Source organism: Neoroseomonas soli (assembly GCF_018129065.1).
GTDB lineage: Bacteria > Pseudomonadota > Alphaproteobacteria > Acetobacterales > Acetobacteraceae > Neoroseomonas > Neoroseomonas soli.
The window spans coordinates 58,043-84,239 of record NZ_JAAEDM010000003.1 but is presented as its reverse complement, the minus strand read 5'-3'; the positions used below and the strand labels follow the sequence as shown (position 1 = coordinate 84,239).

Annotated in this window: 23 protein-coding genes; 6 read left to right on the top strand and 17 right to left on the bottom strand. The window is 71.0% G+C overall.

Going from position 1 to position 26,197, the window contains the following annotated elements; genetic code table 11:
* Positions 1 to 40: 40 nt before the first annotated feature.
* The 3 genes from GXW76_RS01930 to fsa are packed head-to-tail and all read right to left on the bottom strand — an operon-like array spanning position 41 to position 2,311.
* Positions 41 to 973: a tyrosine recombinase XerC gene (locus tag GXW76_RS01930; RefSeq protein ID WP_211860298.1), complete on the bottom strand. Its 933-nt coding sequence runs from the start codon at positions 971 to 973 to the stop codon at positions 41 to 43.
* Position 974: 1 nt separating this feature from the next.
* Positions 975 to 1,658 carry a DUF484 family protein gene (locus GXW76_RS01925; RefSeq protein ID WP_211860297.1) on the bottom strand — a complete coding sequence of 228 codons (684 nt, stop codon included), beginning with the start codon at positions 1,656 to 1,658 and terminating at the stop codon, positions 975 to 977.
* The gene (gene fsa / locus GXW76_RS01920) at positions 1,655 to 2,311 is read right to left on the bottom strand and encodes a fructose-6-phosphate aldolase (protein ID WP_211860296.1); all 657 of its coding nucleotides are present in this window, start codon (positions 2,309 to 2,311) and stop codon (positions 1,655 to 1,657) included. The genes GXW76_RS01925 and fsa overlap by 4 nt, the downstream gene beginning before the upstream one ends.
* A gap of 73 nt (positions 2,312 to 2,384) precedes the next feature.
* Here fsa and GXW76_RS01915 point away from each other — a divergent pair, with 73 nt between their 5' ends.
* Both GXW76_RS01915 and GXW76_RS01910 read left to right on the top strand, forming a co-directional pair.
* Entirely contained in the window at positions 2,385 to 4,607 is a 2,223-nt protein-coding gene (locus tag GXW76_RS01915) for a primosomal protein N' (protein ID WP_211860295.1), read from the top strand.
* A gap of 181 nt (positions 4,608 to 4,788) precedes the next feature.
* Positions 4,789 to 5,202, top strand: coding sequence for a DUF3597 domain-containing protein (locus GXW76_RS01910; RefSeq protein WP_211860294.1), 414 nt, complete (start codon positions 4,789 to 4,791; stop codon positions 5,200 to 5,202).
* 48 nt (positions 5,203 to 5,250) lie between these two features.
* Here GXW76_RS01910 and GXW76_RS01905 read toward each other — a convergent pair whose 3' ends face one another.
* The 9 genes from GXW76_RS01905 to GXW76_RS01865 all read right to left on the bottom strand — a co-directional run bounded on the left by GXW76_RS01905 (position 5,251) and on the right by GXW76_RS01865 (position 14,345).
* Positions 5,251 to 6,849 carry an ABC transporter substrate-binding protein gene (locus GXW76_RS01905; protein WP_211860293.1) on the bottom strand — a complete coding sequence of 533 codons (1,599 nt, stop codon included), beginning with the start codon at positions 6,847 to 6,849 and terminating at the stop codon, positions 5,251 to 5,253.
* Between the two features lie 106 nt (positions 6,850 to 6,955).
* Positions 6,956 to 8,608, bottom strand: a complete 1,653-nt coding sequence (locus GXW76_RS01900) for a glycosyltransferase family protein (protein WP_211860292.1) — start codon at positions 8,606 to 8,608, stop codon at positions 6,956 to 6,958.
* Positions 8,609 to 8,624: 16 nt separating this feature from the next.
* Positions 8,625 to 9,407, bottom strand: coding sequence for a succinate dehydrogenase iron-sulfur subunit (locus GXW76_RS01895; RefSeq protein ID WP_211860291.1), 783 nt, complete (start codon positions 9,405 to 9,407; stop codon positions 8,625 to 8,627).
* Between the two features lie 75 nt (positions 9,408 to 9,482).
* On the bottom strand, positions 9,483 to 11,294 hold the full coding sequence (gene sdhA / locus GXW76_RS01890; protein ID WP_211860290.1) for a succinate dehydrogenase flavoprotein subunit: 1,812 nt from the start codon (positions 11,292 to 11,294) through the stop codon (positions 9,483 to 9,485).
* A 77-nt stretch (positions 11,295 to 11,371) separates the two neighbouring features.
* A complete protein-coding gene (gene sdhD, locus GXW76_RS01885; RefSeq protein ID WP_211860289.1) occupies positions 11,372 to 11,764 on the bottom strand; it encodes a succinate dehydrogenase, hydrophobic membrane anchor protein in 393 nt (130 codons plus the stop codon).
* 4 nt (positions 11,765 to 11,768) lie between these two features.
* Positions 11,769 to 12,215, bottom strand: a complete 447-nt coding sequence (gene sdhC, locus GXW76_RS01880; protein ID WP_211860288.1) for a succinate dehydrogenase, cytochrome b556 subunit — start codon at positions 12,213 to 12,215, stop codon at positions 11,769 to 11,771.
* A gap of 254 nt (positions 12,216 to 12,469) precedes the next feature.
* The gene (locus tag GXW76_RS01875; RefSeq protein WP_211860287.1) at positions 12,470 to 12,874 is read right to left on the bottom strand and encodes a DUF350 domain-containing protein; all 405 of its coding nucleotides are present in this window, start codon (positions 12,872 to 12,874) and stop codon (positions 12,470 to 12,472) included.
* Positions 12,875 to 12,886: 12 nt separating this feature from the next.
* A complete protein-coding gene (locus tag GXW76_RS01870; RefSeq protein ID WP_338150864.1) occupies positions 12,887 to 14,005 on the bottom strand; it encodes a glutathionylspermidine synthase family protein in 1,119 nt (372 codons plus the stop codon).
* A gap of 4 nt (positions 14,006 to 14,009) precedes the next feature.
* Positions 14,010 to 14,345, bottom strand: coding sequence for a hypothetical protein (locus GXW76_RS01865; protein ID WP_211860285.1), 336 nt, complete (start codon positions 14,343 to 14,345; stop codon positions 14,010 to 14,012).
* 88 nt (positions 14,346 to 14,433) lie between these two features.
* Here GXW76_RS01865 and GXW76_RS01860 point away from each other — a divergent pair, with 88 nt between their 5' ends.
* From GXW76_RS01860 to GXW76_RS01845, 4 genes are all read left to right on the top strand, one after another.
* Positions 14,434 to 15,657 carry an MFS transporter gene (locus GXW76_RS01860; RefSeq protein WP_211860284.1) on the top strand — a complete coding sequence of 408 codons (1,224 nt, stop codon included), beginning with the start codon at positions 14,434 to 14,436 and terminating at the stop codon, positions 15,655 to 15,657.
* 136 nt (positions 15,658 to 15,793) lie between these two features.
* A complete protein-coding gene (locus tag GXW76_RS01855) occupies positions 15,794 to 16,678 on the top strand; it encodes a DMT family transporter (protein WP_211860283.1) in 885 nt (294 codons plus the stop codon).
* A 233-nt stretch (positions 16,679 to 16,911) separates the two neighbouring features.
* Complete coding sequence (locus GXW76_RS01850) at positions 16,912 to 18,375, top strand: MFS transporter (protein WP_211860282.1); 1,464 nt, start codon at positions 16,912 to 16,914, stop codon at positions 18,373 to 18,375.
* Between the two features lie 64 nt (positions 18,376 to 18,439).
* A complete protein-coding gene (locus tag GXW76_RS01845; protein ID WP_211860281.1) occupies positions 18,440 to 19,600 on the top strand; it encodes an amidohydrolase in 1,161 nt (386 codons plus the stop codon).
* 356 nt (positions 19,601 to 19,956) lie between these two features.
* Here GXW76_RS01845 and GXW76_RS01840 read toward each other — a convergent pair whose 3' ends face one another.
* From GXW76_RS01840 to opgC, 5 genes are all read right to left on the bottom strand, one after another.
* Positions 19,957 to 20,988, bottom strand: a complete 1,032-nt coding sequence (locus GXW76_RS01840) for an aspartate-semialdehyde dehydrogenase (RefSeq protein WP_211860280.1) — start codon at positions 20,986 to 20,988, stop codon at positions 19,957 to 19,959.
* Positions 20,989 to 21,269: 281 nt separating this feature from the next.
* Entirely contained in the window at positions 21,270 to 23,591 is a 2,322-nt protein-coding gene (locus GXW76_RS01835; RefSeq protein ID WP_211860279.1) for a methyl-accepting chemotaxis protein, read from the bottom strand.
* Between the two features lie 48 nt (positions 23,592 to 23,639).
* Complete coding sequence (locus GXW76_RS01830; protein ID WP_211860278.1) at positions 23,640 to 24,302, bottom strand: NrsF family protein; 663 nt, start codon at positions 24,300 to 24,302, stop codon at positions 23,640 to 23,642.
* A 2-nt stretch (positions 24,303 to 24,304) separates the two neighbouring features.
* A complete protein-coding gene (locus tag GXW76_RS01825; RefSeq protein ID WP_211860277.1) occupies positions 24,305 to 24,886 on the bottom strand; it encodes an RNA polymerase sigma factor in 582 nt (193 codons plus the stop codon).
* A 62-nt stretch (positions 24,887 to 24,948) separates the two neighbouring features.
* Complete coding sequence (gene opgC / locus GXW76_RS01820; RefSeq protein WP_211860276.1) at positions 24,949 to 26,085, bottom strand: OpgC domain-containing protein; 1,137 nt, start codon at positions 26,083 to 26,085, stop codon at positions 24,949 to 24,951.
* Between the last annotated feature and the right edge of the window lie 112 nt (positions 26,086 to 26,197).

Here is a 26,197-nt window from a genome sequence, read left to right as displayed (position 1 = left end):
TGATGCATGACGCGGCAGGCAGGCGGTAGCGCGCGATGCGTCAGCCCGCGCGCGGATGCGCCTTCTTCCAGGTCGCGAGCAGCCCCGCCGCATCCACCGCCGTGTAGCGCTGGGTGGTCGACAGGCTCGCATGCCCCAGCAGTTCCTGGATGGCGCGCAGGTCCGCCCCGCCGCCGAGCAGGTGCGTCGCGAAGGAATGTCGCAGCGCATGCGGCGTCGCGTGCTCGGGCAGGCCGGCGAGACGACGGAACTCCCGCAATGACCGCTGCGCCACCGCGGGATCGAGCCGCTTGCCGCGCGCCCCGATGAAGAGCGGTTCCGCTGGCGCGCCCCGGCCGCGATGCTTCAGGTAGTCCGCGACCGCCGCGCGCACCGCCGGCAGCACCGGCACCAGGCGCTCCTTGCTGCCCTTGCCCATGACGCGCAGCGCCGCCTCCCGGCCTGGCAGCGGGGCGTCGGCGAGGTTCAGCGCCAGGGCTTCCGAAATGCGGAGCCCGGCGCCGTAGAGCAGGCTGAACAGCGCCACGTCGCGCGCCGCCTGAAGGGGCGCGCGTTCGTGGCGCCCGGGGTCGTAGATGTCGCCCGCCTCGGTGACGATGCTGCGCGCGGCTTCCGCCGTCAGGGCGCGTGGTATGGGCGCCTTTGGCCGCGGCCCCCGCAGGGCCCCGAGGGGCAGCGCCGCCATGCCGTGCCGCCGCGTCAGGAAGCGCAGGAAGCCGCGGATGGCGGCCAGCCGCCGCGCGCGCGTCGCGGTGGAATCCCCCTTCGCCGCCCGCTCGGCGAGGAAGGCGCGCAGATCCGCCGGGCGAAGTTCGCCGAGCGCCGCGAGGTCCGGCTCCCCGCCCAGGTGTCGCGTGAGGAAGCCCAGGAACTCCGCCGCATCGTGGCCATAGGCTTCGAGGGTGTTGGGGCTCGCCCGCCGCTCCCGCGCCAGCCAATCGAGCCAGGCGGCGCGCGCCTGATCGCCGGTCATCTCAGCGCGACAGGGCGGCCGCGACCGCGCGGCCAAGGAAGGCCAGCACCGGGACGGTCTGCCGGGCGGGCAGGGCGGCCGGGTCCCGCGCGCCGAGGGCGATCAGCATCGGCGGGCCGGCGGGCAGCGGCACGCGGGCCAGCGCGTCCCGCACCACCAGGGGCGCGGCCTCGGCATGCAGCATCTCGGTGTCGGTGGGGTGGGACCGCACCACCGCGTCGCGTCCACGGCCGATCAGCCGGGCGATGGCGCCCGAGGGCAGGGGCAGCACGCCGGGCGGGCGGCTGGAGAACAGGGGGGCGCAGAGCGGCTCGGAGGCCAGGGTGCAGGTCTCGACGCCGAGCAGGGCCGGGACCTCCTGCGTGACCGCCTCCAGCACGTCATGCGCGCGCATCAGCGCGAGGACGGCGAGGCGGACGCGCATGTTCAGCCCCGACCCGGCGCGTCCGGCCTCTGCCGCCGCGCGCATCTCGGCCTCGAGCGTGCGGGCGCGGTTGCGCTCGGCATCGAGCATCGCGGCCATGTGGTCGGCCAGGCGCTCCCCGTGCAGCCGGCGCGGCGGCACGAGGGCGCGGTAGAGGTCCGGGCGTTCCGCGAGGAAGCCCGGATGGGCGAGCAGGAAGGCTTCGACCTCCTCCGCCGGGAGGTCCGCAAGGACGTCCGGGGCGGGGAGGTGATCGTTCACAGGATGGATTGCCCCGTCTTCTTCCAGTCGGCCAGGAAGGCCTCCAGGCCGCGGTCGGTGAGCGGGTGCTTCAGCAGCATCCGGATCACGTTCGGCGGAAGGGTGGCGACATGGGCGCCCATCTTCGCCGCCTCGATCAGGTGGATCGGATGGCGGACGGAGGCGACCAGCACCTCGGTCTTCAGGTTCGGGTAATTGCGGTAGATCTGGACGATGTCCGCGATCAGCCGCATGCCGTCGGTCGAGATGTCGTCGAGCCGGCCCACGAAGGGGGAGATGAAGGTCGCGCCCGCCTTGGCAGCCAGCAGCGCCTGCGCCGGGCTGAAGCAGAGGGTGACGTTGACCATCGCGCCCTCGTTCGCCAGGGTCCGGCACGCGACCAGGCCCGCTTCCGTCAGCGGCACCTTCACCGCCACGTTCGGCGCGATGGTCCGCAGCACCTTGCCCTCGGCGATCATGCCGGCGGCATCGGTGGCGGTGACCTCGGCGCTGACGGGACCGGGGGTGATGGCGCAGATCTCCGCGATGACCTCCTTGAAGTCGCGGCCTGACTTGGCGACCAGGGAGGGGTTGGTGGTGACGCCGTCCACGAGGCCGGCCTCGGCAAGGGAGCGTATCTCGGCGACCTCGGCGGTATCGACGAAGAATTTCATGGTGGGAAACCTTCCAGCAGCAACCTGCGGCCGGAAGCGCTTCCGGACCGTGATCCAGGTGACGCTATAGACGATGGCCGAGGGGAAAAGAACGCGCTTGTGCGCCGCAGCAGGGTCTGTTGCGCCGCTGCCACGACTTCGCGTTCTGCTGCCGCTGCCTTTGGCAAGTGCCTATGATTATCGCATCCCGGAAGGGCTCGCGGTGACGCCGGGCGCCTTCGTCGCGGTGCCGCTCGGCGGGCGGGAGGTGGTCGGCGTCGCCTGGGACGGGGACACGGACCCCGGCCTGCCCGAGAAGCGGCTGCGCAACGTGATCGCGGTGCTCGACGCGCCGCCGATGACGCCGGTGCTGCGCCGCTTCGTGGACTGGGTCGCCGCCTATACGCTGAGCCCGCCCGGCGCCGTGCTGCGGATGGCCATGAGCGCGCCCTCGGCGCTCGAGGCGCCGGCGCCGCAATCCGGCTGGCGCAAGGCCGCGGCACCGCCGGAAGGCGTGCGCATCACGCCGATGCGCCGACGGGTGCTGGATGTGCTGGCCGACGGCGCCGCCCGCGCCGGCGGGGAACTGGCCGAAGCGGCCGGCGTCGCCCCCGCCGTGCTGCGCGGCATGGCCGATGCCGGGCTGATCGAGCCCGCCCTGCTGCCGCGCCGCCCGCGCTTCGCCCCGCCCGACGCGGACCGCCCCGGCCCCGAACTGCGCCCGGAACAGCAGGAGGCGGCGGATGCGCTGAAGGCTTCCGTCGCCCGCCGCGCCTTCGCCACCACGCTGCTGACCGGCGTGACCGGCTCCGGCAAGACCGAGGTCTATTACGAGGCCATCGCCGAAGCCTTGCGCCAGGGCCGCCAGGCGCTGGTGCTGCTGCCGGAGATCGCGCTCTCCTCGCAATGGCTGGAGCGCTTCCGCACCCGTTTCGGCGCCGCCCCGGCGCTGTGGCATTCGGAACTGACGTCCCGCACGCGGCGGGAGACCTGGCGCGCCGTCGCGGAAGGGGAGGCGCCGGTGGTGGTCGGCGCCCGATCCGCGCTGTTCCTGCCCTTCCCGGACCTCGGCGTGATCGTGGTGGACGAGGAGCACGAGACCGCCTTCAAGCAGGAGGAAGGCGTCGTCTACCACGCGCGCGACATGGCGGTGGTGCGCGCGCGGCTGTCGCAGGCGGCCTGCGTGCTGGTCAGCGCCACACCCTCGCTGGAAAGCGCGACCAATGCGCAGACCGGGCGCTATGCCGCGCTGCATTTGCCGGCGCGCCACGGCGGGGCCGAGCTACCGGCGGTGGAGGCGGTGGACCTGCGCCGGGACCCGCCCGAGCGCGGCCGCTTCCTCTCGCCGCCGCTCGTCGCGGCGGTCACGGAAACCCTGGCGCGCGGGGAACAGGCGATGCTGTTCCTCAATCGTCGCGGCTATGCGCCGATGACGCTCTGCCGCGCCTGCGGCCATCGCCTGCGCTGCCCCAACTGCACCGCATGGCTGGTCGAGCACCGCGCCGCCCGCCGCCTGCAATGCCACCATTGCGGCCATGTCGAAGCGATCCCGGAATCCTGCCCGGAATGCGGCGCGGCGCATTCGACCGTGCCGATCGGCCCAGGCGTCGAGCGCGTGCTGGAGGAGGCCAAGGACCTCTGGCCCGATGCGCGGCTGCTGGTGATGGCGAGCGACAGCATCCCCGGACCCGCCGCCGCGGCGGCCGCGGCGCAGGCGATCCAGGACCGGCAGGTGGATCTCATCATCGGAACGCAGATCGTCGCCAAGGGTTGGCACTTCCCGCACCTGACGCTGGTCGGCGTGGTGGATGCGGATCTCGGGTTGGCGGGCGGCGACCTGCGCGCGTCCGAGCGCACCGTGCAACTGCTGCACCAGGTCGCCGGCCGCGCGGGGCGGGAGGAACGCCCCGGCCGCGTGCTGCTGCAGACCTTCACGCCCGAGCATCCGGTGATGCAGGCGCTGGTCTCCAACGACCTCGACGCCTTCATGGCGGCCGAGGCCGACGGCCGCCGCCCCGGCCACTGGCCGCCCTTCGGGCGCCTCGCCGCGCTGATCGTCAGTTCCGAGGATGAGCGCGCCGCCGATCGCGCCGCGCGGGACCTCGGCCTCGCCGCGCCGGGCGGGGAGGGGGTGGAGGTGCTCGGCCCCGCCCCGGCGCCGCTCGCCATCCTGCGCGGGCGGCACCGGCGGCGGCTGCTGCTGAAGACGCGACGGGACATCGCGGTGCAGCCGCTGCTCGAGGAATGGCTCGCGAAGGTGGAGGTGCCGAACAACGTCCGGGTGCAGGTGGACGTGGACCCGGTGGGGTTCCTCTGAGCCGCCGGTTCGGAATGCGGCGGTTCGGTGCATTCCGAAGGCCGGCATCGGCATTTCCGAACCGTCCCTGAGCACGGAGGCGTGATCGGTGCGAGACCCCTTCGGTGGCTAGGGTGAGGAACGGATGGTCTCGCGTCCCGTGGGCGCCTGACACCGGAGGATCGGAAAGGAACTGCAAGCGATGAGCATGCTCGGCCGCATATTCTCCCGCATCCTGGGGCGCCCTGCCGAGGCCGCGGAAGCGGCAGAGGCTTCGAAGGCCGGTGCCGCCGCGCCGGCCGCGACGGGGGGCGCGGCGGCTCCGGCCTCCGCCGCCCCCGCGGCGGCCGCGATGAACCAGGTCGACCTCGAGAAGGTCATGAACGAGCGTGCCGCCGCGGCAGGCCAGAAGCTCAACTGGCGCACCTCGATCGTGGACCTGATGAAGCTTCTCGACCTCGACAGCGGCCTGGCCGCGCGGAAGGAACTGGCGACGGAGCTCGGCTATACGGGCGACACGAGTGATTCCGCGACGATGAACGTGTGGCTGCACAAGCAGGTCATGCGGAAGGTCGCGGAGAATGGCGGCATCGTGCCCGCCGATCTGAAGGACTGATCCGACAGGGGGCGAGGGGATGGCAGGTGCCGTCCCCTCGCTCGCCGATCAACGCGCCGGCCGCACGCCCATCGCGATCGTCCGCTCGTCCATCCGCGGGTCGTGCGTCAGGCCGCGCCGCACCGCCCAGGTGTTCACGTACTGCACGAGCTGGATCAGCGGCTCCTGCTCGGCATAGAGCGCCGTCGCCTCGTGCCAGATCGCCTCGCGCCGCTCGTCGTCGAGCGTGGCGGAGCCGCGCGCGGCGAGATCGTCGAAGGCCGGGCCCGAGAAGCGCGCATTGTTGTTCGCCCCGGTCAGCCGCTGGCGGTTGTTGGTGGCCACCGTGTTGACGAGGAAGTTCGAGGCCTCCCCGGTGCTGCTGCCCCAGGCGCCGATCTGCATCGCGTATTCGATCCGCGCGCGGCGCGGCACGAAGGCCGTCCAGGGTGCCGCATCCACCTGCGTGCGCACGCCGATGCGCGTCCACATCTGCGCCACCGCCTGCGCGAGGCGGGAATCATTCGGCCAGCGGTCGTTCGGCGTGTTCAGCGTGATGCGGAAGCCGTCCGGATAGCCCGCTTCCGCGAGCAGCCGCTTCGCGCCATCCGGGTCGTAGGCGCGCGGGCGGACGCGCGGGTTGTAGCCGAAGGCGCCTTCGGGCAGCCATTGCGCGGTGGCGGTGGCGGCACCTTCCATCACGCGCTCGACCAGCGCGTCGCGGTTGATCGCCATCGACAGCGCGCGGCGCACGCGCGCGTCCTTGAACGGGTTCACCGGCAGCGGCTGGCCGGCATTGTCGGTGACGAGCGGCGTGTTGCCGTCCCGCGAATAGTCCGGCGCCATGTAGACGGTGCGCAGCGACGGGATCTCGGTGACGGTGATGCGTGGGTCGCGCCGCAGCCGCGCGAGGTCGGAGGTCGGCACCTGCTCGATCAGGTCGAGGTCGCCGGCGAGCAGCGCCGCCGTGCGCGCGCCGTCATTGTTGACGATGCGGTAGTTCACCCGCGCCCAGGGCTCGGCGCCGCCGAAATACGCGTCGTTGCGCGCCATCTCGATGCGGTCGCCGGAACGGTAGGCGACCAGGCGATACGGCCCGGTGCCCACCGCGGCGCGGCCGGTGTTGAAGTCCTCCGTCCCCATGCCTTCCGCGGCATGGCGCGCGATGATCGAGACCGAGGCGAGGTCGAGCGGCATCAGCGGATGCGGCGCGCGCGTGTGCAGCCGGATGGTGTGCGGGTCCACCACCTCCACCCGCTCGATCGCGCGCAGGAAGCCCTGGAACCCGCCCGGGCTGTTCGCCACGTTCGGCACGCGGGAGAAGGTGAAGACCACGTCGTCGGCGGTGAAGGGCTTGCCGTCGTGCCAGGTGACGCCCCGGCGCAGCTTGAACTCCCACACCGTGTCGGAGACGACGCGCCAGGATTCCGCCAGCGAGGGATGCGGCCGCGCCCGCGCGTCGCGTTCCACCAGCCGGTCGAAGATGTGCATGGTCAGCGCGTTGTTCGGCCCGACATTGTGGAAATGCGGGTCGATCGTGGTGACCGGGGCGCCCGAGCCGATGGTCAGCGTCTGGGCGAGTGCCGGCGCCGCCAGGAGGCTCGCCACCGCCACGAGGCCTGCAATGGCGTGGGCTGGTCGGCGGGCGCGGGGCGTCGTGCGGGGCATGGGGGTTCTCCTCGGCGTTTCCTGGGGTCGGCGTCTTGCGGCCGGATGGGCTCATGCTGGCACAGAAGGCGCCGGGTGCATCCCCCGGAATGGCGCGCCGAGGCAATCAATCCGTCGCCGGAATCCCCGGCGCCGGGCGCAGCAGCAGCAATCCGGCCAGGGCGGCGTCCTGCGCCCCGGCGGTCAGGCCGATCTCGAGCGCCGCTGCGTCCGGCGGAACATCCAGCGTGACCTCGCGCGCCGTGTCCACCACGCCGGCCAACAGGGGCGCCGCCAGGCCGGGCAGGCGTGCGACGAAGCCGCAGCGGGGCCGCGCTTCCCCCGGCACGGGCACGAAGCACAGGCGCCAGCGGCCCGGCGCCGGGCGTTCGATCCGCCCGGTCGCGGCCGGCTCGGCCCGGCCCGGCCCGGCCGCGATCCAGGCTGCGGCGACGCCGGATGGCATGATGCGCGGCATGCCCCGCGGCATGGCGAAGTCCATCACGTCCGGGTCGAGGACATGCGCTTCCTGCCCTGCCAGCCGCGCCGCCTGGGCCTGCATGTGCGGCAGCCGCAGGGCGCGGCCGGGGAGAGGGGCGGGGGTCCAGACCTCGCCCTCGGGCAGCGCCTCCCGCTGCCAGGCGGTGCGGCGGCGGTAGCCGGTCTTGGGCGAGCCCGCCGTGTGCAGCATCCAGCCGCAGCGCCAGTCCGCGAGGTGCCGCCCGCCGGCGATCAGGTTGAATTCCGGTGTCAGCCGGTGAAGCGGAATGCCGAGCCGCTGGCGCAGCGCGACCAGCGTATCCTGTTCCGCCAGCAGCCCGGCGACGGTCCCGCGCCCCAGCGCCGCGACCAATTCGAGATGCGCGCGGGAGAACACCATCACGCCGGCATTGAAGTAGTCGCGCGGCGTGAGGGGCGGGACGTGGTGCATCGCCATCGCCGCCTCGATCATCGGGCTGCGGTTGAAGTGCAGGCCCTCGGGATAGGCGCCGACCGCCTCGGGCGGGACCATGGCGAAGAGATCCGGGCAATGCGGCCGGACCAGGATGTCGGCATCCATCAGCATGAAGCGGTCGCAGTCCCGCGCCACGTCGAGCGCGACCGACTTCAGGCTGTTGGTGGGCAGGCCGCGGCCGTCGCGCAGCACGTGCAGTTCGGCCCCGATCGAGGCCGCGTAGGCAGTGACGGAAGGGCCGGTGATCTCCCATTCCGCCTCCGTCTGGTCGCCCACCACCAGCACGATGATGGCGTGGCGGCCCGGTGGGCGCGGCGCCGGGGGCGGTGGCGGGCGGCGTGGGCGCAGGACGGTCAGGCCCGGGCCGCGTTCGAGCACCTGATAGGCCGGGAGCAGGATGGCGGGGTCCTCGCCTGCCGGCAGGTGGGAGAGCAGCACCACGCCCTCCGGCGCCAGGACGCCGAGCGCCGCGCGCGCGCCGATCAGCCGGCCGGGCCCGGGCAGCAGGACCACATCGGCGCGCAGGCCGTGGCGGGCCGGGCGCTGGAGCGGATGCGACCGGTCGGGCGGCGGCGGCTCCAGCGGCGGATGCGCGCGCAGGTGCAGGCAGGGATCGGCGGGGAGAAGCGGGAGGAGGGACTCGAGGGCGGCCTCGCTCGCCTCGATGCCCATGACCCAGTCGGGCCGGCCGCGCCGGGCGGCCTGCAGCAGATGGGCGACGGAGGCGCCCGCCTGCCAGGAGAGAAACCGACGCGCGCCAGGTGCGTGGCGCGCGACAAGCCCGGCGATCTCCGCCGGGTCGGGCGATGGCGGATCGTCCGTCACCGCCGCGGCGCCAGGGTCAGCCCTGGCGCTCGACCATCAGCTTCTTGATCTCGCCGATCGCCTGCGCCGGGTTCAGCCCCTTCGGGCAGGTCCGGGTGCAGTTCATGATCGTGTGGCAGCGATAGAGCTTGAACGGATCCTCGAGCGCATCGAGCCGCTCGCCCGTCGCTTCGTCGCGGCTGTCCGAGATCCAGCGATAGGCCTGGAGCAGCACTGCCGGGCCGAGGTAGCGGTCGCCGTTCCACCAGTAGGACGGGCAGGCGGTCGAGCAGCAGAAGCACAGGATGCACTCCCACAGCCCGTCGAGCTTCGCGCGTTCTTCCTTCGACTGCAGGCGCTCGCCATCGGGCGGCGGCGGCGTCTCGGACTTCAGCCAGGGCTCGATCGAACGCAGCTGCGCGTAGATCTGCGACAGGTCCGGCACCAGGTCCTTCACCACCGGCATGTGCGGCAGCGGGGAGATGCGGACGTCGCCCTTCACTTCCTCGATCGGCTTGAGGCAGGCGAGGTGATTCAGCCCGTCGATGTTCATCGCGCAGGACCCGCAGATGCCCTCGCGGCAGGACCGCCGGAAGGTCAGCGTGGTGTCCACCTCGTTCTTGATCTTGATCAGCGCGTCCAGGACCATCGGGCCGCACTGGTCGAGGTCGATCTCGTAGGTGTCGGTGCGCGGATTGGCGCCCGCATCCGGGTCCCAGCGGTAGATCTTGAACGACTTGACGTTCTTCGCGCCGGCCGGGGCGCGATAGGTCTTGCCCTCGCCGATCGTGGAGTTCTTCGGAAGCGTGAAGGTGGCCATCTCGATATCCCTTTCGGCCGGCCGATTCACGCCTCCGGGGCCTTCGCCCCTCCAGCGATCGGACGGCCCGGTTCCTCAGTACACGCGCGGCTTCGGCGGGAAGACCTGCACTTCGTTGGTCAGAGTGCGCATCTTCACGTCGCGGTAGTCGAGGCTGACGGCGTAGTTGTCGTCCACGCGCGCCAGGGTGTGCTTCATCCAGTTCTGGTCGTCGCGCTCGGGGTAGTCCTCCTGCGCGTGGGCGCCGCGGGATTCCTTGCGCGCCTCGGCACCATGGATGGTCGTCAGCGCGTTGCCGAGCAGGTTGTCCAGTTCCAGCGCCTCCATAAGGTCGCTGTTCCAGACCAGCGAGCGGTCGGCGATCTTGATGCCGCTGTAACCGGCGGCGACCTTGTCCATCTTCTCCACGCCCTCGCGCAGCAGTTCGGAGGTGCGGAACACCGCGGCGTGCGTCTGCATGGTGCGCTGCATGTTCAGCCGCAGTTCGGAGACCGAAGTATCGCCCTTCGCGTTGCGTACGCGGTCGAAGCGGTCGAGCGACGCCTCGCCGGCCTTGGGCGGCAACGGCGCCTGGGTCGCGCCGGGCTTGACCGTCTCGGCGGCGCGAAGCGCGGCGGCGCGGCCGAACACCACGAGGTCGAGCAGCGAGTTGGTGCCGAGGCGGTTGGCGCCGTGCACGGACACGCAGGCGGCCTCGCCCACGGCCATCAGGCCCGGGACGACCCTGTCCTGGTCCTGGGCGGTCGGGTTCAGCACCTCGGTGTGGATGTTCGTCGGGATGCCGCCCATGTTGTAGTGGACGGTCGGGAGCATCGGGATCGGCTCCTTCGTCACGTCCACGCCGGCGAAGATCTTCACTGTCTCGGAAATGCCCGGCAGCCGCTCATGCAGGATGTCGGCGCCGAGATGCTCGAGATGCAGGTGGATGTGGTCCTTGTGCGGACCCACGCCGCGCCCTTCGCGGATCTCCATCGACATCGCGCGGGAGACGACGTCGCGCGACGCCAGGTCCTTCGCTGTCGGCGCGTAGCGCTCCATGAAGCGCTCGCCCTCGGAGTTGGTGAGGTATCCGCCCTCGCCGCGGGCGCCTTCGGTGACGAGGCAGCCCGAGCCATAGATGCCGGTCGGGTGGAACTGCACGAACTCGTTGTCCTGCAGCGGCAGGCCGGCGCGCAGGACCATCCCGCCGCCATCGCCCGTGCAGGTATGCGCCGAGGTGCAGGAGAAATAGGCGCGGCCATAGCCGCCCGTCGCGAGCACCGTCGTCTGCGCGCGGAAGCGATGGATCGAGCCATCTTCCAGGCACCACGCCATCACGCCGCGGCACGCACCCTCATCGTCCATGATGAGGTCGAGGGCGAAATACTCGACGAAGAACTCGCAGTTATGCTTCAGCGACTGCTGGTACAGCGTGTGCAGCATCGCATGGCCGGTGCGGTCGGCGGCGGCGCAGGCGCGCATCGCCGGCTCCTTGCCGTAATGCTTCATATGGCCGCCGAAGGGGCGCTGGTAGATCTTGCCGTCCTCGGTCCGGCTGAACGGCATGCCGTAGTGTTCCAGCTCGAGGATCGACGGAACGGCCTCGCGGCACATGTATTCGATGGCGTCCTGGTCGCCCAGCCAGTCCGACCCCTTCACGGTGTCGTACATGTGCCAGCGCCAATCATCCTCGCCCATGTTGCCGAGCGCGGCGCTGACGCCGCCCTGCGCGGCGACGGTGTGGGACCGCGTGGGGAAGACCTTGGTGATGCAGGCGGTCTTGAGGCCGGCCGCACCCATGCCGAAGGTGGCGCGCAGCCCCGCACCGCCCGCGCCGACCACCACCACGTCATAGGTGTGATCGACGATGCGGTAGGCGCCGTTGGAAGGCTTGCTGATCGCGTTCATCGCTTCCGTCTCGTTCTTTCCGCGCGGCGGGGAATATGCCCTCCGGCCCGCGATGTCCTCAGTCCAGCCGCGTCGCGTCAGATCGCGATGCGCAGCACCGCCAGCGTCGAGGCGATCCACAGCAGCGCGCAGACGCCCTTCACCGCGAGCAGCGTGCCGACGCGCGCCATCTCGCCGCGGACGTAGTCCTCGATCACTTCCTGCAAGCCGTTCGCCGCGTGGTGGAAGGCGGCGGCGAGGAAGGCCAGCAGCAGCACGGCGTTGAACGGCCGGCCGATCCAGGCCGTCGCCTCCTGCCAGGTGCTGTCCGGCATGCGTGCCAGCGAGAAGATCAGCCAGATCGTCAGCGGCAGCAGCGCGATGGAGGTGACGCGCTGCATCCACCAGTGATGCGTGCCGCCCTTGGCGGACCCGAGGCCGCGAACGCGGCCGAGCGGGGAACGGAGGGTACGGATCGTGGGCTCGGCCATGGTCTCAGATCCAGGTGATCAGCATGATCAGCCAGGTCAGCGCGGTCAGCGCCGCGGTGCCGATCAGCACCGCCCGGCCGGTGAGGTAGGTCGTCGGCAGGTCGTAGCCGCGCCCCGAATCCCAGTAGAGGTGCCGGATGCCCGCCAGCGTGTGGTACCAGGCCGCGGCCGTCAGGCCCATCAGCCCGATGACGCCGAGGAAGGACCCCAGCACCCACTGCACCGCGTTGAAGGCCGATTCGCCGGCGGCGGCCGCACACAGCCACCAGACCAGGAACACCAGGCCGATCGACCAGACCGTGCCGGTGATGCGGTGCGTGATGGAGAGCGCGCTCGTCATCTGCATCATGTCGTAGGCCTGCAGATGCGGCGAGAGCGGGCGGCGGACGAGGGTGCCGTCCGACCGGCGGCCGACCATCACGGCCTCCCGCGCGTCGGTGATCTTGGACATGGGTCCGAAACTCCAGACGGCCGTTTGCCCCATCCCGGACGGGGGCCGGCCTTTGCGTGGCTCTATGTATGGCGCCGCGCGGCGGAGCGTCAAATTTCCGCGTGGCGGTTGCGAAGGCGGCCCGGCCGGCTCCCGGCGTCCGGGGACATCAGGCACCGCGGCGCGCAGCGCGGAGGCCGCGACGGCGGCCCGCCGGAAGTCCGGCGAAGCCAAGCCGGCCGGATGGCCGGCGCCCGGCGTTGGAGGGCGAGAAACTACGTGCTCATGGCCGCCGCGTTGACGATGCCGACCGCGATCGACACCCCGGCCTTCATGATCGAGCCTGCCACCTCGGCGCGCCGTTCCATCGCCTCCCGCCAGCCGGGTCCGAGCAGGCGCGTCACGACGAAGAAGCAGATGAGCTGCGCCAGCAGCGCCACCACGCCCCACACCGCCGCGTCCAGCAGGTTCGCCGAATTGGACACCGAGGCACCCACCGGGATCGCCAGCCCGATCACCGCCCCGGCCAGCGCGATGGCGGCCGCGGTGTTGCCTTGGCGGATCAGCCCGACCTCGTCCTGCGGCGTGATCCGGCAGTAGATCCAGGCACCGAGCCAGACCAACGCGATGCCGGCGATGAAATGCGTCAGGAAGCCGGGCAGGGTGGCGAGGCTGGTCATACGGTGTCCCCCTCAGTCGAAGAGATGCGGCACGAAGCGGCTCGAATCGCGCGTCACCGGCGTCGCGTCTTCCCGGATGCCGAGGCCGCGCGCCTCCCCGGCGATGATCCAGGACCCGAGCACCGGATAGCGCCCGCCGAAGACCGGCAGTTCCGCATATTCCTGCCAGACCCGCGGCTGGTCGCCGTAGGGCCCGTCGGTCTCGATTCCGGGGGCGGAGATGTTCGACCCCTCCCGCCCCCAGAGCGGCTTGGCGATCTCGGGCTTGCCGGTCTTCCCGGGCTCCAGATGCGCCGCGAGCAGGTTCGGGTGGTCCGGGAACAGGTGCCAGAGCAGCGAGAGGAAGGCCTTGCTCGCCGGGATCAGCCGCCAGGCGGGCTCGATCCAGCGCGTCGATGCCTTCGGGATGTTCGCCCCGAACTGTTCCCGCAGCAGCCAGTCCCAGGGGTAGAGCTTGAACATTGCCGCGATCGGCTGCTCGTCGAGGTCGGTGAACTCCCGCCCGTTCCAGCCGATCTCCTCCATGGCCAGGAAGGGCGCATCGAGCCCGGCCTGCATCGCGGTGTCGCGCAGGTAGTCCACCGTGCCGTGGTCCTCGATGCTCGCGGCGTCGCAGCAGAAATGCACCCGGGGCGGCAGGCGGAGGCCGCGCCAGGCCTCGATCAGCGCCTCGTGCAGCCCGTTGAACTGGTCGTGCAGTTCCGGCCCGCGCCCGTCATCGAGGCATTGCAGCCATTCCCACTGCACCACCGCGGCCTCGAACAGCGCGGTGGGCGTGTCGGCATTGTATTCCAGCAGCTTCGGCGCGCCGGTCCCGTCCCAGCGCAGGTCCAGCCGGCCATAGAGGGAAGGCTCCCGCGCCTCCCAGGATTTCGTGACGATTCGCCAGGCGCCATCCGGGATACCGAGCGGGCCGTTCAGCCCGTTGCGCACCGCGTGGTCCACGGCCTCGCGGCTGATCCGTTCGATCTCGGCGGTGGCGGCTTCCAGCGTGTCCACTTCCGCCTCGGTGAAGCGGTAGAAGGCGCTTTCGTCCCAATAGGGTTCGCCCTCGATCTCGGCGAAGGCGAAGCCCATGCGGTGCGCGCGCTCCTGCCGGTCGGCCCGCGGTTCCAGCCTTCGCCGTTCCACCCGCTCAGGACCCCGAGGAGGAGAAGAAGCCGCGCGAGGTCGAGCCGAAGCCCCCGCGCGAGGAGGCGCCGGGGCTGGCGCGGAAGCCACTCGCCCCCGCCAGAGCCACGCCGGTCCGCATGCCGCTGCTGCCGCCCGTCCGCCCGAAGAACCAGGACCCGCCGCCCGAGCGGTAGGAGGATGACCGTGCCGCGGCGCAGATCTGCTCCGCATCCGGGCGGTTGGCTGCGCGCGCTTCCTGGCATTCGCGGGCCCGCGCACCGGACCCGCCGCCGAGCATCGACGCGCCGCCCAGGACGACGCCCCCTCCCAGCAGCACCAGCGTGACGGTCCGCGCCATTCTCATGAAGGTGATGTTAGGCATGCCCGCCGTTGACGCGGAAGCGCCCTGCGCGCAGCGTTGTGAGGTGTTTCGCAAGAGTGCCGAGATGAGCGCCGACCCCACCCCCGGCACCGGCCAGGACGCCCGGATCATCACCCTTATCGGGACAGGGCACTTCCTGTCCCATTTCTACATGCTGTGCCTGCCGCCGCTCTTCCTGTTCTGGCAGGAGGAATTCGGCGCCTCCTTCGCCGAACTCGGCCTGGCCGTCGCGCTGATGTCCGGCACTACGGCCTTGCTGCAGACGCCGGTGGGCTTCTGGGTGGACAGGCACGGCGCGCGGCCCTTCCTGGTCGGCGGCACGCTGCTGATGGCGCTCTCGATCTCCGCCATGGCGGCCGCACCCGGCATCTGGGCGATCTGGGCCCTGGCGGTGCTGTCCGGCGTCGGCAATTCGGTGATCCACCCGGCGGACTACGCGATCCTCGCCGGGTCCATCGACAAGACCCGCATGGGGCGCGCCTTCGCGCTGCACACCTTCACCGGCAACCTCGGCTTCGCGCTGGCGCCGCCGATGATCGCGCTGCTCGCGGGGCTGATGGGCTGGCGCTCCGCGCTGCTGCTGGTCGGCCTGCTCGGCGTGCCGGTGGTCGCCGCGATCCTGGTGCAGAGCCGCATCCTGCGCGACCAGGCCAAGCCGAAGAAGACCGGCGACGAGCCATCCGGGCGCGAGATCCTGCTCTCCCGCCCCATCCTGCTGTTCTTCGGCTTCTTCCTGCTGTCCTCCATGGCGGGGTCGGGCATCCAGGCCTTCGTCATCACGGTGCTGGGCAAGCTGTGGGGCACGCCGGTCGCCGTCGCCTCCATGGTGCTGACCGGCTACATGGTGGGCGCGACCGGCGGCACGCTGGTGGGCGGCTGGGTGGCGGATTCGACCAAGCGCAACCTCATCGGCTTCGTGGTGGTGCTGACCTTCTTCGCGATGGGGATGATCCTCGCGCTTGGGCTGCTGCCGCTGCCGGAATTCGTACTGCCTGTCGTGGCGCTACTGGGCGGGCTGGCCATGGGCGCCTCCCGCTCCCCGCGCGACGTGATGCTGAAGGACGCCTCGCCACCCGGGCAGATCGGCAAGGTGTTCGGCTTCGTCTCCTCCGGCTTGCCGCTGGGTGGGGCAATCACGCCCGTGCCGCTCGGCTTCCTGATCGACATGGGGCATCCGGAACTGGTGCTGCCGGTGGTGGCGGGGCTGCTCGGGCTGTCGCTGCTCTGCGCCGGGTCGGCCCAGGCAGAGGCGCGCAGCCGCCGGGCCTCGGCCGTGGCGGCGGAGTGACGGTGGTTGCGTCGGGAGGGCGCCGCCCTCCCGAACCCTCCCGCCAAGGGCTTGAGACCCCTGCGCCCCCCGAACCGGGCGGGGCCGGATCCGGCACCTGCGCCGGGCGCGGGAGGGGCGCCAGGCTGGAATTGCGGTGAGCCAGCCCGTCCTCGCCATTCTGCTGACGCTCGGTGCGGCGGCGCTCTACACGCTGGGCTACGCGTTGGCGAAGCTGCTCTCGGCCACGCTCGACCCGGTGCAGATCACCTTCCTGCGCTCGGCGATCGTGTTGGGCGGCGCGGTGCTGTGGCTGCCGCGGCTGCCGGATGCGGGCGGCGCGGTGCGGCGCCTGCTCTCCCCGCCGCGCGCCAGGGATCAGCGGTTGGCGGCGGTGGCGCTGATCGTCTCCACCACCGTCGCGGTCGTCGGCTATGCGCTGGTGCCGGTGACGGAGGCATCGGCGCTCGGCTTCACCGCGCCGGTCATCCTGGTGGTGCTGGGCGCGCTGGTGCTGCGGGAGGAAGTGAGCGCCCGCCGCTGGACCGCCGTGGCGCTCGGCTTCGCCGGCATGCTGCTGGTGGTGCGGCCGGGTGGTGAATTATTCACCTGGGTCGCCGCGGTGCCCGTGACCTCGGCGCTGATCTACGCGCTGTATCAGGTGCTGACGCGCCGCATCCGCGACGTCGCCACCGAGCGCGATGTGACGCTCCAGGGCGCGCTGGTGGGCGTGGTCATGCTGGGGCCGGCGATGCCCTTCCTGTGGCGCGCGCCCGATGCGGCAGCGCTGGCGCTGGTGCTGCTCTACACTGCGGTGCAGACGGTGGCGCTGCTGTGCCTCGCCGGGGCGGTGCGGCGGGCGGAGGTCTCGGGCCTCGCGCCCTGGCACTATTCCCGGATCGTCTTCGCGCTGGGGCTGGATGCGCTGCTGTTTGCGCGATTTCCCGGCGGGTGGGCACTGGCGGGGTGCGCGTTGATCGCGGCGGCGGGGCTGGTGCTGGCCTGGCCGAGAAGGAAGAGGCCGGGGAGTGAACCCCGATAAACGGGCCGTCCAGCGCCGCTACATGAGCCTTGAGACGCTCGCCCCCTCGGCGATTTAACCAACATCAGCCTGCCTGCCGTGGCAGACTGGCCGCGGCTGATACCGCATCGGGAGCCAAGGGCGCTCCTGTACGTCGCGATGGGACGCGACCTTGGTGCGCAACGGGCCCTTGATTCGAGATCAATACTCATTTCCGCGCCTGGCATGCAGACTGACTTAAATGGGAGGTCTTCATGGAGCAAACCACGGCAGGGACCTACCGCGGCAATGACAGATTGCTGTACGGCATCATCCTCGGCGTGCTGGCATTCTGGCTATTCGCCCAGACGACTCTGAATATCGCGCCCACCATGGCCGACGACCTGCGGGTCGATCAGTCATTCATGAATATAGCCGTATCGATCACGGCTCTGTTCTCGGGCATCTTCATCGTCGTCATCGGCGGTCTTGCCGACAGGGTCGGCCGCGTCAGGATGCTGCAACTGGGATTTGGTTTTTCGATCATCGGCTCGCTGCTGGTCGGGCTGGCCCCCTCGGGCGAAATGGGCGGCACGTTCCTGATGCTGGGCCGCATCTTTCAGGGCCTGTCCGGGGCATTCGTCATGCCGTCCTCGCTGGCGCTGGTGAAGGCCTATTGGGACGGCGCGGAGCGCCAGCGCGCGATCTCCCTGTGGTCGATGGGGTCGTGGGGCGGCTCGGGTTTTGCGGCGCTGTTCGGCGGGCTCATGGCCCAGAATGTCGGCTGGCGCTGGATCTTCATCATCGGTGCCGTCGTGTCGCTGATCGGCATGCTGATGGTGCGCGGCACCCCGGAAAGCAAGGCGCCCCCGAAGGAAGGCTACAAGTTCGACCTCCTGGGCGTCCTGACATTCATGGTGACCATGGTCGCGCTGCAGATCTTCGCGACCCAGGGCGCGAAATTCGGCTGGACGAGCCCCGCCTCGCTCGGCTTGCTGGCCGTGGCCGTGATCTTCGGCGTCTGGTTCTACAAGATTGAAAGCGGCAACCCCAACGCCTTCGTCCAGTTCCGCCTGTTCCGGAACCTGACCTATACCGGCGCCACGATCTCGAACCTGCTCCTGAACGCAACGGCGGGGATCATCATGGTCGCCATGCTGCTGCTGCAGCAGGGCGGGTCGATGACGGCGCAAATGGCCGGCCTGCTGACCATCGGCTACGCCGTTACCATCCTGGCGTTCATCCGCGTCGGCGAGAAACTGCTGCAGCGCTTCGGGCCGCGCAAACCGATGCTCTGGGGCAGCTATATCGTCGGCCTGTCGATCGTGCTGCTGATGCCGAGCAACCTGATGCTGGGCACCTATACGGTGCTGGCCGTGATCGCCTTCTCGCTCTTCGGGCTTGGCCTGGCGTTCTACGCCACGCCCTCGACCGACGCGGCGCTGTCGAACCTGCCCGAAGACCAGGCCGGCGCCGGTGCGGGCATCTACAAGATGGCCTCGTCGTTGGGCGCGTCCTTCGGCGTGGCGATCTCTTCCACGATCTACACCGCGATTGCCGGCCAGAATGAGGGCGTGCGCTGGATCGAGGGCGTGATCACATTCGTCGGCAATCAGCAGAACCTGGCCGCGCGCGAGGCGGCCTTTTTCGCGCTGCTGGCCAATCTGGTGATGCTGGTCGCGGCGATCTTTTCGATCCTGATCACCGTGCCCGAGGGCAAGTCTGCCGGTCGCGGCTGACCCTGCCTCCGGCCGGGCGGTGACGACATCGGCTGCGTTCGGCCCTCAAAGCAGGAGACCTGACATGAACGCGCTCGTCAAAGAACTCGAGAAAGACAGCGCCGCGATGAAGGAATGGCTCGAGCACATGCATCGCAATCCTGAATTGTCGATGCACGAAGCCAGGACCGCCGAGTATATCGCGCAACAGCTGCGGGGCTTCGGCGCTTATGAGATCGCGACCGGCGTCGGCAAATACGGGATCGTGGCCACGCTGAAGGTCGGCGACGGCAACAAGGCGATCGGGCTGCGCGCCGATTTCGACGCACTGCCAATTCAGGAAAGCAACGATTTCCCCTATAAATCGACCGTCGAGGGCGTATCACATCTTTGCGGCCATGACGGCCATACCGCCATGCTGTTGGGTGCCGCCAAGTACCTGGCGAGGACCAGGAACTTCAATGGCACGGTCCGGCTGATCTTCCAGCCCGGCGAAGAAACCATGGAAGGCGGCCCGGCCATGATCAATGATGGGCTGTTCGAGCGTTTCCCCGTCGATGCCGTCTTTGGCATGCACAACATCCCCGGCCTCGAGGAAGGCAAATTCTACTTCCACCCGGGCGAGACGATGTCAGCCGTCGACAACTGGGAGGTCGAGATCATCGGCAGGGGCGGGCACGGCGGCATCCCCGAACTGACGATCGACCCGGTCGTAGCCGGCTCGTCCATCGTCATGGCAATCCAGAGCATCGTGTCGCGCAACGTGGCGCCGGCGCATCGTGCAGTGGTGACCATCGGGGCGTTCCTGGCCGGCAAGGCGGGCAACGTCGTGGCCAACAACGCCATCCTGCGCTTTTCGGTCCGCACCACCACGCCCGAGGACCGCGAGATGGTCCTGAACAACATTCGCCGCATCGTCGCCCACCAGGCGGAGTCTTTCGGCTGCACTTCGGAAATCCGCGCGGGCATTCCCGGCGCGGTACTCGTCAACGACGCGGGCGAAACCGAAAAGGCCGCCCGGATCGCGCAGGCGGCGTTCGGCGAGGACCAGGTGATCTATCCCGGCCCGTCCTTCCTTGCATCGGAAGACTTTGCCTTCATGCTGCAGAAGCGGAAGGGCACCTATTGTTTCCTGGGCAACGGCTCGGGAAAAATGGTCCACCACCCCGAATATTTCTTCAACCAGAATGTCCTGCCGGTCGGCGCGGCCTATTGGGTGGCGTTGACTGAAGGCTATTTGCGCTGACCGCTTGGCGCAGTTCGAAATTCGCCAGCCGGTCGTGCCGGGTCCGCAGCCCGAGCCTGCTGCTCCCGGCGAGGACCGCCTTGGGACTGTAGCGACTGCGGCCATTGGCTCGCCCGTCCGCCTCGCCTTCGTCGCGACGATGGTCGAGTTCGGCACTCGGACCCCGTTCGGCCAGCGCCTTCTTCAGGCTGCCGAACAGGCCGCCATGCGCCATGGCCTGCCGTGGATACGCGCCAGCCAGCCACCGGTCCGAAACATCGGACGGGATCGAGGCGGCGTTGCGTCGCGCACTGCGATGCCTCCCTCGGCTTCAGTGAGGGGCCGCGACACGAATTCTCGAACAGTCCCGGGGAGGTTCACCCTCCCCCGGCCTTCAGCACGCCGTTCCGATGCACTTCCTCCGCGATCTGCACCGCGTTCAGCGCCGCGCCCTTGCGCAGGTTGTCCGCCACGCACCAGAAGGCCAGCCCGTTCGGCACCGTAGGATCGCGCCGGATGCGGGACACGAACACCGCATCCTCCCCCGCGATCTCGAGCGGCGTCGCGTATCCCCCATCGTCGCGGGTATCGAGCACGGTGATCCCCGGCGCGTCGCGCAGCGCCTCGCGCGCCTGGCGTTCGGTGATCGGGCGCTCGAACTCTACATGCACTGCCTCCGCGTGGCCAATCATCACCGGCACGCGCACGCAGGTCGCCACCACCTGGATGTCGGGGTCGAGGATCTTCCGCGTCTCGACCGCCATCTTCCATTCCTCCTTCGTCGCGCCGTCATCCATGAAGCGGTCGATATGCGGGATGACGTTGAAGGCGATGGGCTTGGTGAACTGCTCGACCACCGGCGGGTCGTTGACGAAGACGGCGCGTGTCTGGGACCAGAGCTCGTCCATCGCCTCCTTCCCCGCGCCCGAGACCGCCTGGTAGGTGGCCACGACCACGCGCTTCACCTTCGCGATGTCGTGCAGCGGGTGCAGCGCGACGACCATCTGGATGGTCGAGCAGTTGGGATTGGCGATGATCCCCTTCTTCGGCCGCTTCGCGATGGCGTGCGGGTTCACCTCCGGCACCACCAGCGGCACGCCCGGCTCCATGCGGAACTGCGACGTGTTGTCGATGACGAGGCAGCCCGCCGCCGCCGCCCGCGGCGCATGGATTGCAGACACCGCCGCCCCCGGCGAGAACAGCGCGACATCGACGCCCGTGAAGTCGAAGCGTTCCAGGTCACGCACCTTGAGGACGGTTTTCTCGCCGAAGGAGATCTCCGCCCCGGCGGAGCGGCCTGAGGCCAGCGCCACCACCTCGCTCACCGGGAAGTCCCGTTCGGCGAGGGTCTTCAGTATTTCCCGCCCCACCGCGCCGGTGGCGCCGACGACCGCGACCCGGTAGCCCATGCCTTGCTCCTGACCCTCCGCGCGGCCGCAGCGCCGCCCGGAGGGGGTCTAGAGCAGATCCCGATCAGGTGGAATCACCTGATCGGGTGAAGATGCTCGTTAAAACAAAGGTCTGGAGACGTTGCCGTGAGCCAGGGCGAACGGGAGCGTCTCCAGAGCAGAGCGCGTACGACTGGAATCAGCCGTATGCGTGAAGATGCCCGCCCAAACATGGCGGGAGCGGTTTCCACCGGTGTGGAAACCGCTCCCGGGCATGGCGGCCGTGGCGGGAACGCCCGCGATCAGGCGACCCGCACGGCGCGCAGGAAGCCGTCCGCCCGCGCCCGCAGCGTCTCCGCATCGCCGGACAGCGCGCCCGAGGCCTGCAACACCGCCCCGGCCGACCCGCCGGTGGAATCGGCGGCCGCCCGGATGCCCTCGATCTTGCGGGCCACCGTGTCGGTGGCCTGCGCGACCTGGGAGGCGCTGCGCGCGATCTCCCGGGTCGTCGCACCCTGTTCCTCGACCGCCGCGGCGATGGCGGTGGCGATGTCGCTGGTGCGGTCCACCGTGGTGCCGATGGCGCGGATCGCGTCCACCGCCTGGGTGGTGGCGGCCTGCATCTCGGCGATCTGGCGGCCGATCTCCTCGGTCGCCTTGGCGGTCTGGCCGGCGAGGTTCTTCACCTCGCTCGCCACCACGGCGAAGCCCTTGCCGGCCTCGCCCGCGCGCGCCGCCTCGATGGTGGCATTGAGCGCCAGCAGGTTGGTCTGCCCCGCGATCTCGCCGATCAGGCGGACCACGTCGCCGATGCGCGATGCCGCTTCCGCGAGGCCACGCACGGTGGTGTCGGTCGCCTTGGCCTCGGCCACCGCGCGGCGCGCCACCTCGGCGGCCTCGGAGACGCGGCGTGTGATTTCCTCGACCGAGGCCGCCATCTCCTCCGCCGCCGCGGCCACCGCCTGCACGTCGGCATTGGCCTGGGCGCCGGCCTCGGAAACCGCGACGGCCTCGCGCCCCGCCTCGGCCGCCGAATCCGTCAGCGTGCTCGCCGCCTGCTGGAGCTGCGCCGCCGCGGCGGCGACGGAATTCACCACTGCGCCGACCTCCTCCTCGAAGGTGTCGGCAAGGCGCGCCTGCTCCGTCACCCGCGCCCAGGCAAGCATCGCGCCCGCATAGCCGCCGGCCGAGTCACGCAGCGCGGAGACGTTGAGGTCCAGCACCTCGCTGCCCAGCCGCACCCGCGCCTTGTGCGGCAGGTTCGCCGGGTCGGCGAGCAGGCCGCGCACCCGCGCCGGATTCTTGTGGAAGATGTCGATGCTCTGCCCGACGACGTCGTCCGACCGCACCTGGGTGGTCGCCTCCATCCCGCGCACGAGTTCCTTCGAATAGGCGTTCGCATAGGTGATGCGGAACTCGTCATGCGGGTCGGCCACCATGACGCCGATCGGCATCTGCTCGATCATCTGGCTGCGGCTGAAAGCGTCCGCCACCTTGCCGCGCAGGCCTTCCAGCGCCTCGGCGATGCGGCCGATCTCGTCGCGCCGGCCGCGGTCGGGCACCTCGATCCCGCTGCGCCCTTCCGAGATCGCGGCGATCGCCTCGGCGAGGCGGCGCAGCGGCGTGCCGATCGCCCGCGCCATGGCCCAGGCGGAGAGCAGCAGCACCAGCGCGATGCCGCCCGCCACGCTGAAGACGATGGTGGATTGCTGGTCGAGCGCGCGGGACATCGCGGAGGAGGCAGCGCCGTCGAGTTCCCCGAGCCGCCCGTTGGCGGTGGCGACCGCAGCGCCGAAGCCCTCGCGTGCCGGGCGCTCGGTTTCCTCGGCGAAGCGGCGCAGCGCCGTGCCGGTCTCGATGGCGGCGATGGCGCCCTCGCCGGCCTGGTCGGCGAGGCGGGCGATGCGTTCCAGCTCCTCCTTGACGCGGGCATTGGCCTGCGCGGCGGAGACGGCGCCGCGCACATGCACCCGCGCCTGGGACATGCTGCGCCGCGCCCGCTGCGCCTGCCGGTCGTCCCCGGTGGCGAGGTAGCGCAGCGCCGAGGCGCGCATGTCGTTCACGCCCTGGTGGAAGGCGATGAAGCGGTTGCGCACGTCCTCCTGCACCGGGCCGGAGAGGTCGAACTCGATGGTCGCGTTGGCGCCCTCGAAGGCCTGGTCGTATTCCGAGGCGCGCTGGAGGAAGACCTCGTCGCGCGCGCGCAGGATGGCGAGGCGCTGCTGCGCGAGCTCGGTGACGGCCGTGCCGTAGGCCTCGGCGCGCGTGCCGACCTCGGTCATCAGGCGCGCGGCCTGCTCCTCCCCGATCGCGCCGGCGGCCTCCCGCGCGAGGCGGGCGGCGGTCTCGAGCGCGGCGATCGCGGCGGTGCGGGCAGCCTCGACCTCCTCGGCCTGGTTGGCGGCGCGCAGCGCCTGGGCATGGAGCGGCGCCTCCCCGGCGGCGGCGGAGGCCGTGGTCAGCAGCACGCCTGCCTCGGTGATGCGCTGCTGCTCGGATGTCTGCTCCTGCACCGCATTGCCGGTGAAGAGGATGGCGCCGATGATGCCACCAAGCATGAGCAGGGCGACGAGCCCCGAAGTGGCCAGCTTCAGGCCGACAGGAAGGTTCAGGAAGGCGCGCATGGGACCCCCGGCTGTAGATCGGAAGACCCGATCCTGACGGGCAGGCCCTTAAGCCGCCGTGAAGCCCACGCTCGCCCGTTCCTGCCAGGCGCGCCCGGCGAAGACCGCCGCCACCACCACGAGCAGCGTCGTCCCGCCATGCCAGGCGAGCACCATGAGCGCCGCGTCGAGGTGGTGGAACAGCGACAGCCCGACCGCGCTGATCGCCGCGCCGGCGAGCCCGCCCAGCACCGCGACCGGCACCGGCCGGATCGGTCCCGCATGGCGCAGCATCCACACCAGGGAAAGCGCCAGCGGCACGCCCATCAGCAGGATGAAGCGGAAGCAGCCCCAGGAGGTGCCGAGCACCAGCGCCTGCGGCCCCATCCGCGCGACATCCGCGAGGCATCCCATGCCGAGGCTCCCTACCCAGGCCGCCGCCGCCGGCAACGGCAGCAGCACCCAGCGGGAGGATCGGTCGGGCAGGGAGAGTTCGAAGGCCGCGACCGCCGCCAGCACGCCGGTCGCCAGGGCGAAGAGCAGTTGTGCCACCTCATGCGGGCGTTCGAGCCGCTCCATCAGGTCGTGGCGCGGGCCGAACCAGGCGACGCAGGCGGCGACCGCCAGCAGCGCGAAACCCAGCCAGGTCGCCGCCCGCCGCAAGGGATGCGGCAGCCGCCGGACGGGGCGGAGTTCGGCGGCGAGGCGGCCGATCAGGTCCTCGGTGTCCACGGTCAGTCCTCCACCCCGAAACGTCGCCGCAGGGTCTTGAGCGCGCGGTGCGTCGCCACCTTGAGCGCGCCGATCGACAGGCCGGACCGGGCGGCGGCCTCGGCCAGCGGCAGGTCCTCGAGCTTGGCGAGGCGCAGCGCGGTGCGCTGGCTTTCGGGCAGGTCGGCCACGGCCTCGCGGAGCTGGCGGGCGGCGACGCGGTCTTCCCCGGTCGCCCCGGGCGGGGCGGCGAGGCTCTCGGCATGGTCATCGATCGACGCCTCCCGCCCGGCGCCGCGGCCGCGCCGGCGCAGTCGGTCCACGCAGCGCCGCTCGGCGATGGCGGCGATCCAGGGGCGGGCAGGGCGGGTGGGGTCGTACGTGGCGAGCATGCGGTGGATGGTCAGCAGCGTGTCCTGGACGGCGTCCTCGGCCTCGTGCCGGTCGGCGATGCGGCGGCGTGCGATGGCGCGCAGCAGGGGCAGGCAATCGCGCAGCAACAGGTCGTAGGCGCGCGCATCGCCGGCCTGCGCCGCCGCCATCCAGGCTTCCCACCGCCCATCCTGCCCTGCTGCCACGGCGCGCCCGCCCGATTGCGCGGGCATCCTAGGCTGACACGGTGCGGCGATGGAACGGCGCGGCGGCCCGACCGGCCAGGTCGAGGCGCTCATGGCCGCGCCGGCGCGGGCGCGAGGCGCCGCCGCTCCATCGCCAGGCCGCAGGCGACCAGCACCGCGATGCCGCCGAGCGTCAGCACCGGATCGACCCACCACACGCCCGGCGCCAGGCGGAAGGCCGCCGTCACCCCCCAGGAGAGGAAGAGCCCGACGCAAAAGACATTGAGGCTGTGCCGCCCCACCGCCGTCAGGGCCTGGGCCGGGGCGGCGCGCATCCAGGCCGCCTCCCGCGGGACCAGCACCGCGACGAGGTAGGCGAGCGCCAGCCCGTGCGCGAGCGCGAGTGGCCCGAGATGCGTCTTGCCCGCCAGCACCCAGGCCAGTTCCGCGTCGAGCGCGAAGCCGCCCGCGACATGTTCCGCGACGCGCTGGAACAGGCCGAGGCCGAGGATCGCGAAGGCCAGCGCGATGCCCCAGCCGCGCCGCTCCATCGCCGCCCCGCGCAGCAGCGCCTGCCGCCCGAACCAGGCGCCGAGCATGAAGACGAACTGCCAGGCGAGCGGGTCGAGCCCGGTCGGTAGCCAGGACCAGTAGTGCCATAGCCCGGCCTGCACGCCGGCCCAGAGCAGCCCCGGCACCAACAGCGCCACCGCACCCAGCCGCCCGGCCAGCCACAGGAAGCCGGGCAGGGCCAGCATGGCGAGAATGAAGACCGGCAGGATGTCGATGTAGTTCGGCAGGTAGACCAGCAGCGCGGCCCCCGGCAGCGCCGCCCAGGGGGCGTCGGCCAGGGTCCGCCAGGCCAGCCGGTCCACCTCCCCCGGCAGGGGCAGGGCCATTTCCGCCCACAGGATCATCGCGCCGAACATGCAGAACAGCACGAGGTGCGTCAGCCAGAGCCGCCCCGCCCGCTGCCAGATGTCCCGCCCCGCCGCGCCCGCCCCGTCGCGCCGCTCCTTCAGCGTATGAACCGAGCCGAGCACGAAGCCGGAGAGGAAGAGGAACTGCTCCGAACTGTCCGACAGCCCCCAGGCGGCATGGATTCCCCAGGCGCCGAAGGCCGATCCCACCGCATGGGCGCCGAAGATCGAGATCTGCAGCCAGCCGCGCACGATGTCGAGCCGCGTGTCGCGCGCCGGGCGCGTCAGGCGGGGGCGGTCTCCGGCGGCGGTGTCGGGGCGGGCCATGCGGTGGTCTCCGGCGCCGTCCTGGCGCGCTGATCCCTGGTTTCGCGCCGGCCGGGACGGGGGTTACGCGCCGTCGCGACGGATAGGTCTTGCCGACTCGCCCCCATGCGCG

Bases quoted from the DNA above. Each gene is read 5' to 3' on its own strand.
- sdhD (WP_211860289.1), bottom strand. From the start codon at position 11,764: ATGGCCGAGCCCACGATCCGTACCCTCCGTTCCCCGCTCGGCCGCGTT.
- GXW76_RS01840 (WP_211860280.1), bottom strand. From the start codon at position 20,988: ATGGGCTACCGGGTCGCGGTCGTCGGCGCCACCGGCGCGGTGGGGCGG.
- GXW76_RS01905 (WP_211860293.1), bottom strand. From the start codon at position 6,849: ATGCCCCGCACGACGCCCCGCGCCCGCCGACCAGCCCACGCCATTGCA.
- GXW76_RS01930 (WP_211860298.1), bottom strand. From the start codon at position 973: ATGACCGGCGATCAGGCGCGCGCCGCCTGGCTCGATTGGCTGGCGCGG.
- GXW76_RS01845 (WP_211860281.1), top strand. From the start codon at position 18,440: ATGAACGCGCTCGTCAAAGAACTCGAGAAAGACAGCGCCGCGATGAAG.
- fsa (WP_211860296.1), bottom strand. From the start codon at position 2,311: ATGAAATTCTTCGTCGATACCGCCGAGGTCGCCGAGATACGCTCCCTT.
- GXW76_RS01835 (WP_211860279.1), bottom strand. From the start codon at position 23,591: ATGCGCGCCTTCCTGAACCTTCCTGTCGGCCTGAAGCTGGCCACTTCG.
- GXW76_RS01865 (WP_211860285.1), bottom strand. From the start codon at position 14,345: ATGGCGCGGACCGTCACGCTGGTGCTGCTGGGAGGGGGCGTCGTCCTG.
- sdhC (WP_211860288.1), bottom strand. From the start codon at position 12,215: ATGTCCAAGATCACCGACGCGCGGGAGGCCGTGATGGTCGGCCGCCGG.
- GXW76_RS01850 (WP_211860282.1), top strand. From the start codon at position 16,912: ATGGAGCAAACCACGGCAGGGACCTACCGCGGCAATGACAGATTGCTG.
- GXW76_RS01875 (WP_211860287.1), bottom strand. From the start codon at position 12,874: ATGACCAGCCTCGCCACCCTGCCCGGCTTCCTGACGCATTTCATCGCC.
- GXW76_RS01910 (WP_211860294.1), top strand. From the start codon at position 4,789: ATGAGCATGCTCGGCCGCATATTCTCCCGCATCCTGGGGCGCCCTGCC.
- GXW76_RS01860 (WP_211860284.1), top strand. From the start codon at position 14,434: ATGAGCGCCGACCCCACCCCCGGCACCGGCCAGGACGCCCGGATCATC.
- sdhA (WP_211860290.1), bottom strand. From the start codon at position 11,294: ATGAACGCGATCAGCAAGCCTTCCAACGGCGCCTACCGCATCGTCGAT.
- GXW76_RS01895 (WP_211860291.1), bottom strand. From the start codon at position 9,407: ATGGCCACCTTCACGCTTCCGAAGAACTCCACGATCGGCGAGGGCAAG.
- GXW76_RS01915 (WP_211860295.1), top strand. From the start codon at position 2,385: ATGGCCGAGGGGAAAAGAACGCGCTTGTGCGCCGCAGCAGGGTCTGTT.
- opgC (WP_211860276.1), bottom strand. From the start codon at position 26,085: ATGGCCCGCCCCGACACCGCCGCCGGAGACCGCCCCCGCCTGACGCGC.
- GXW76_RS01825 (WP_211860277.1), bottom strand. From the start codon at position 24,886: ATGCCCGCGCAATCGGGCGGGCGCGCCGTGGCAGCAGGGCAGGATGGG.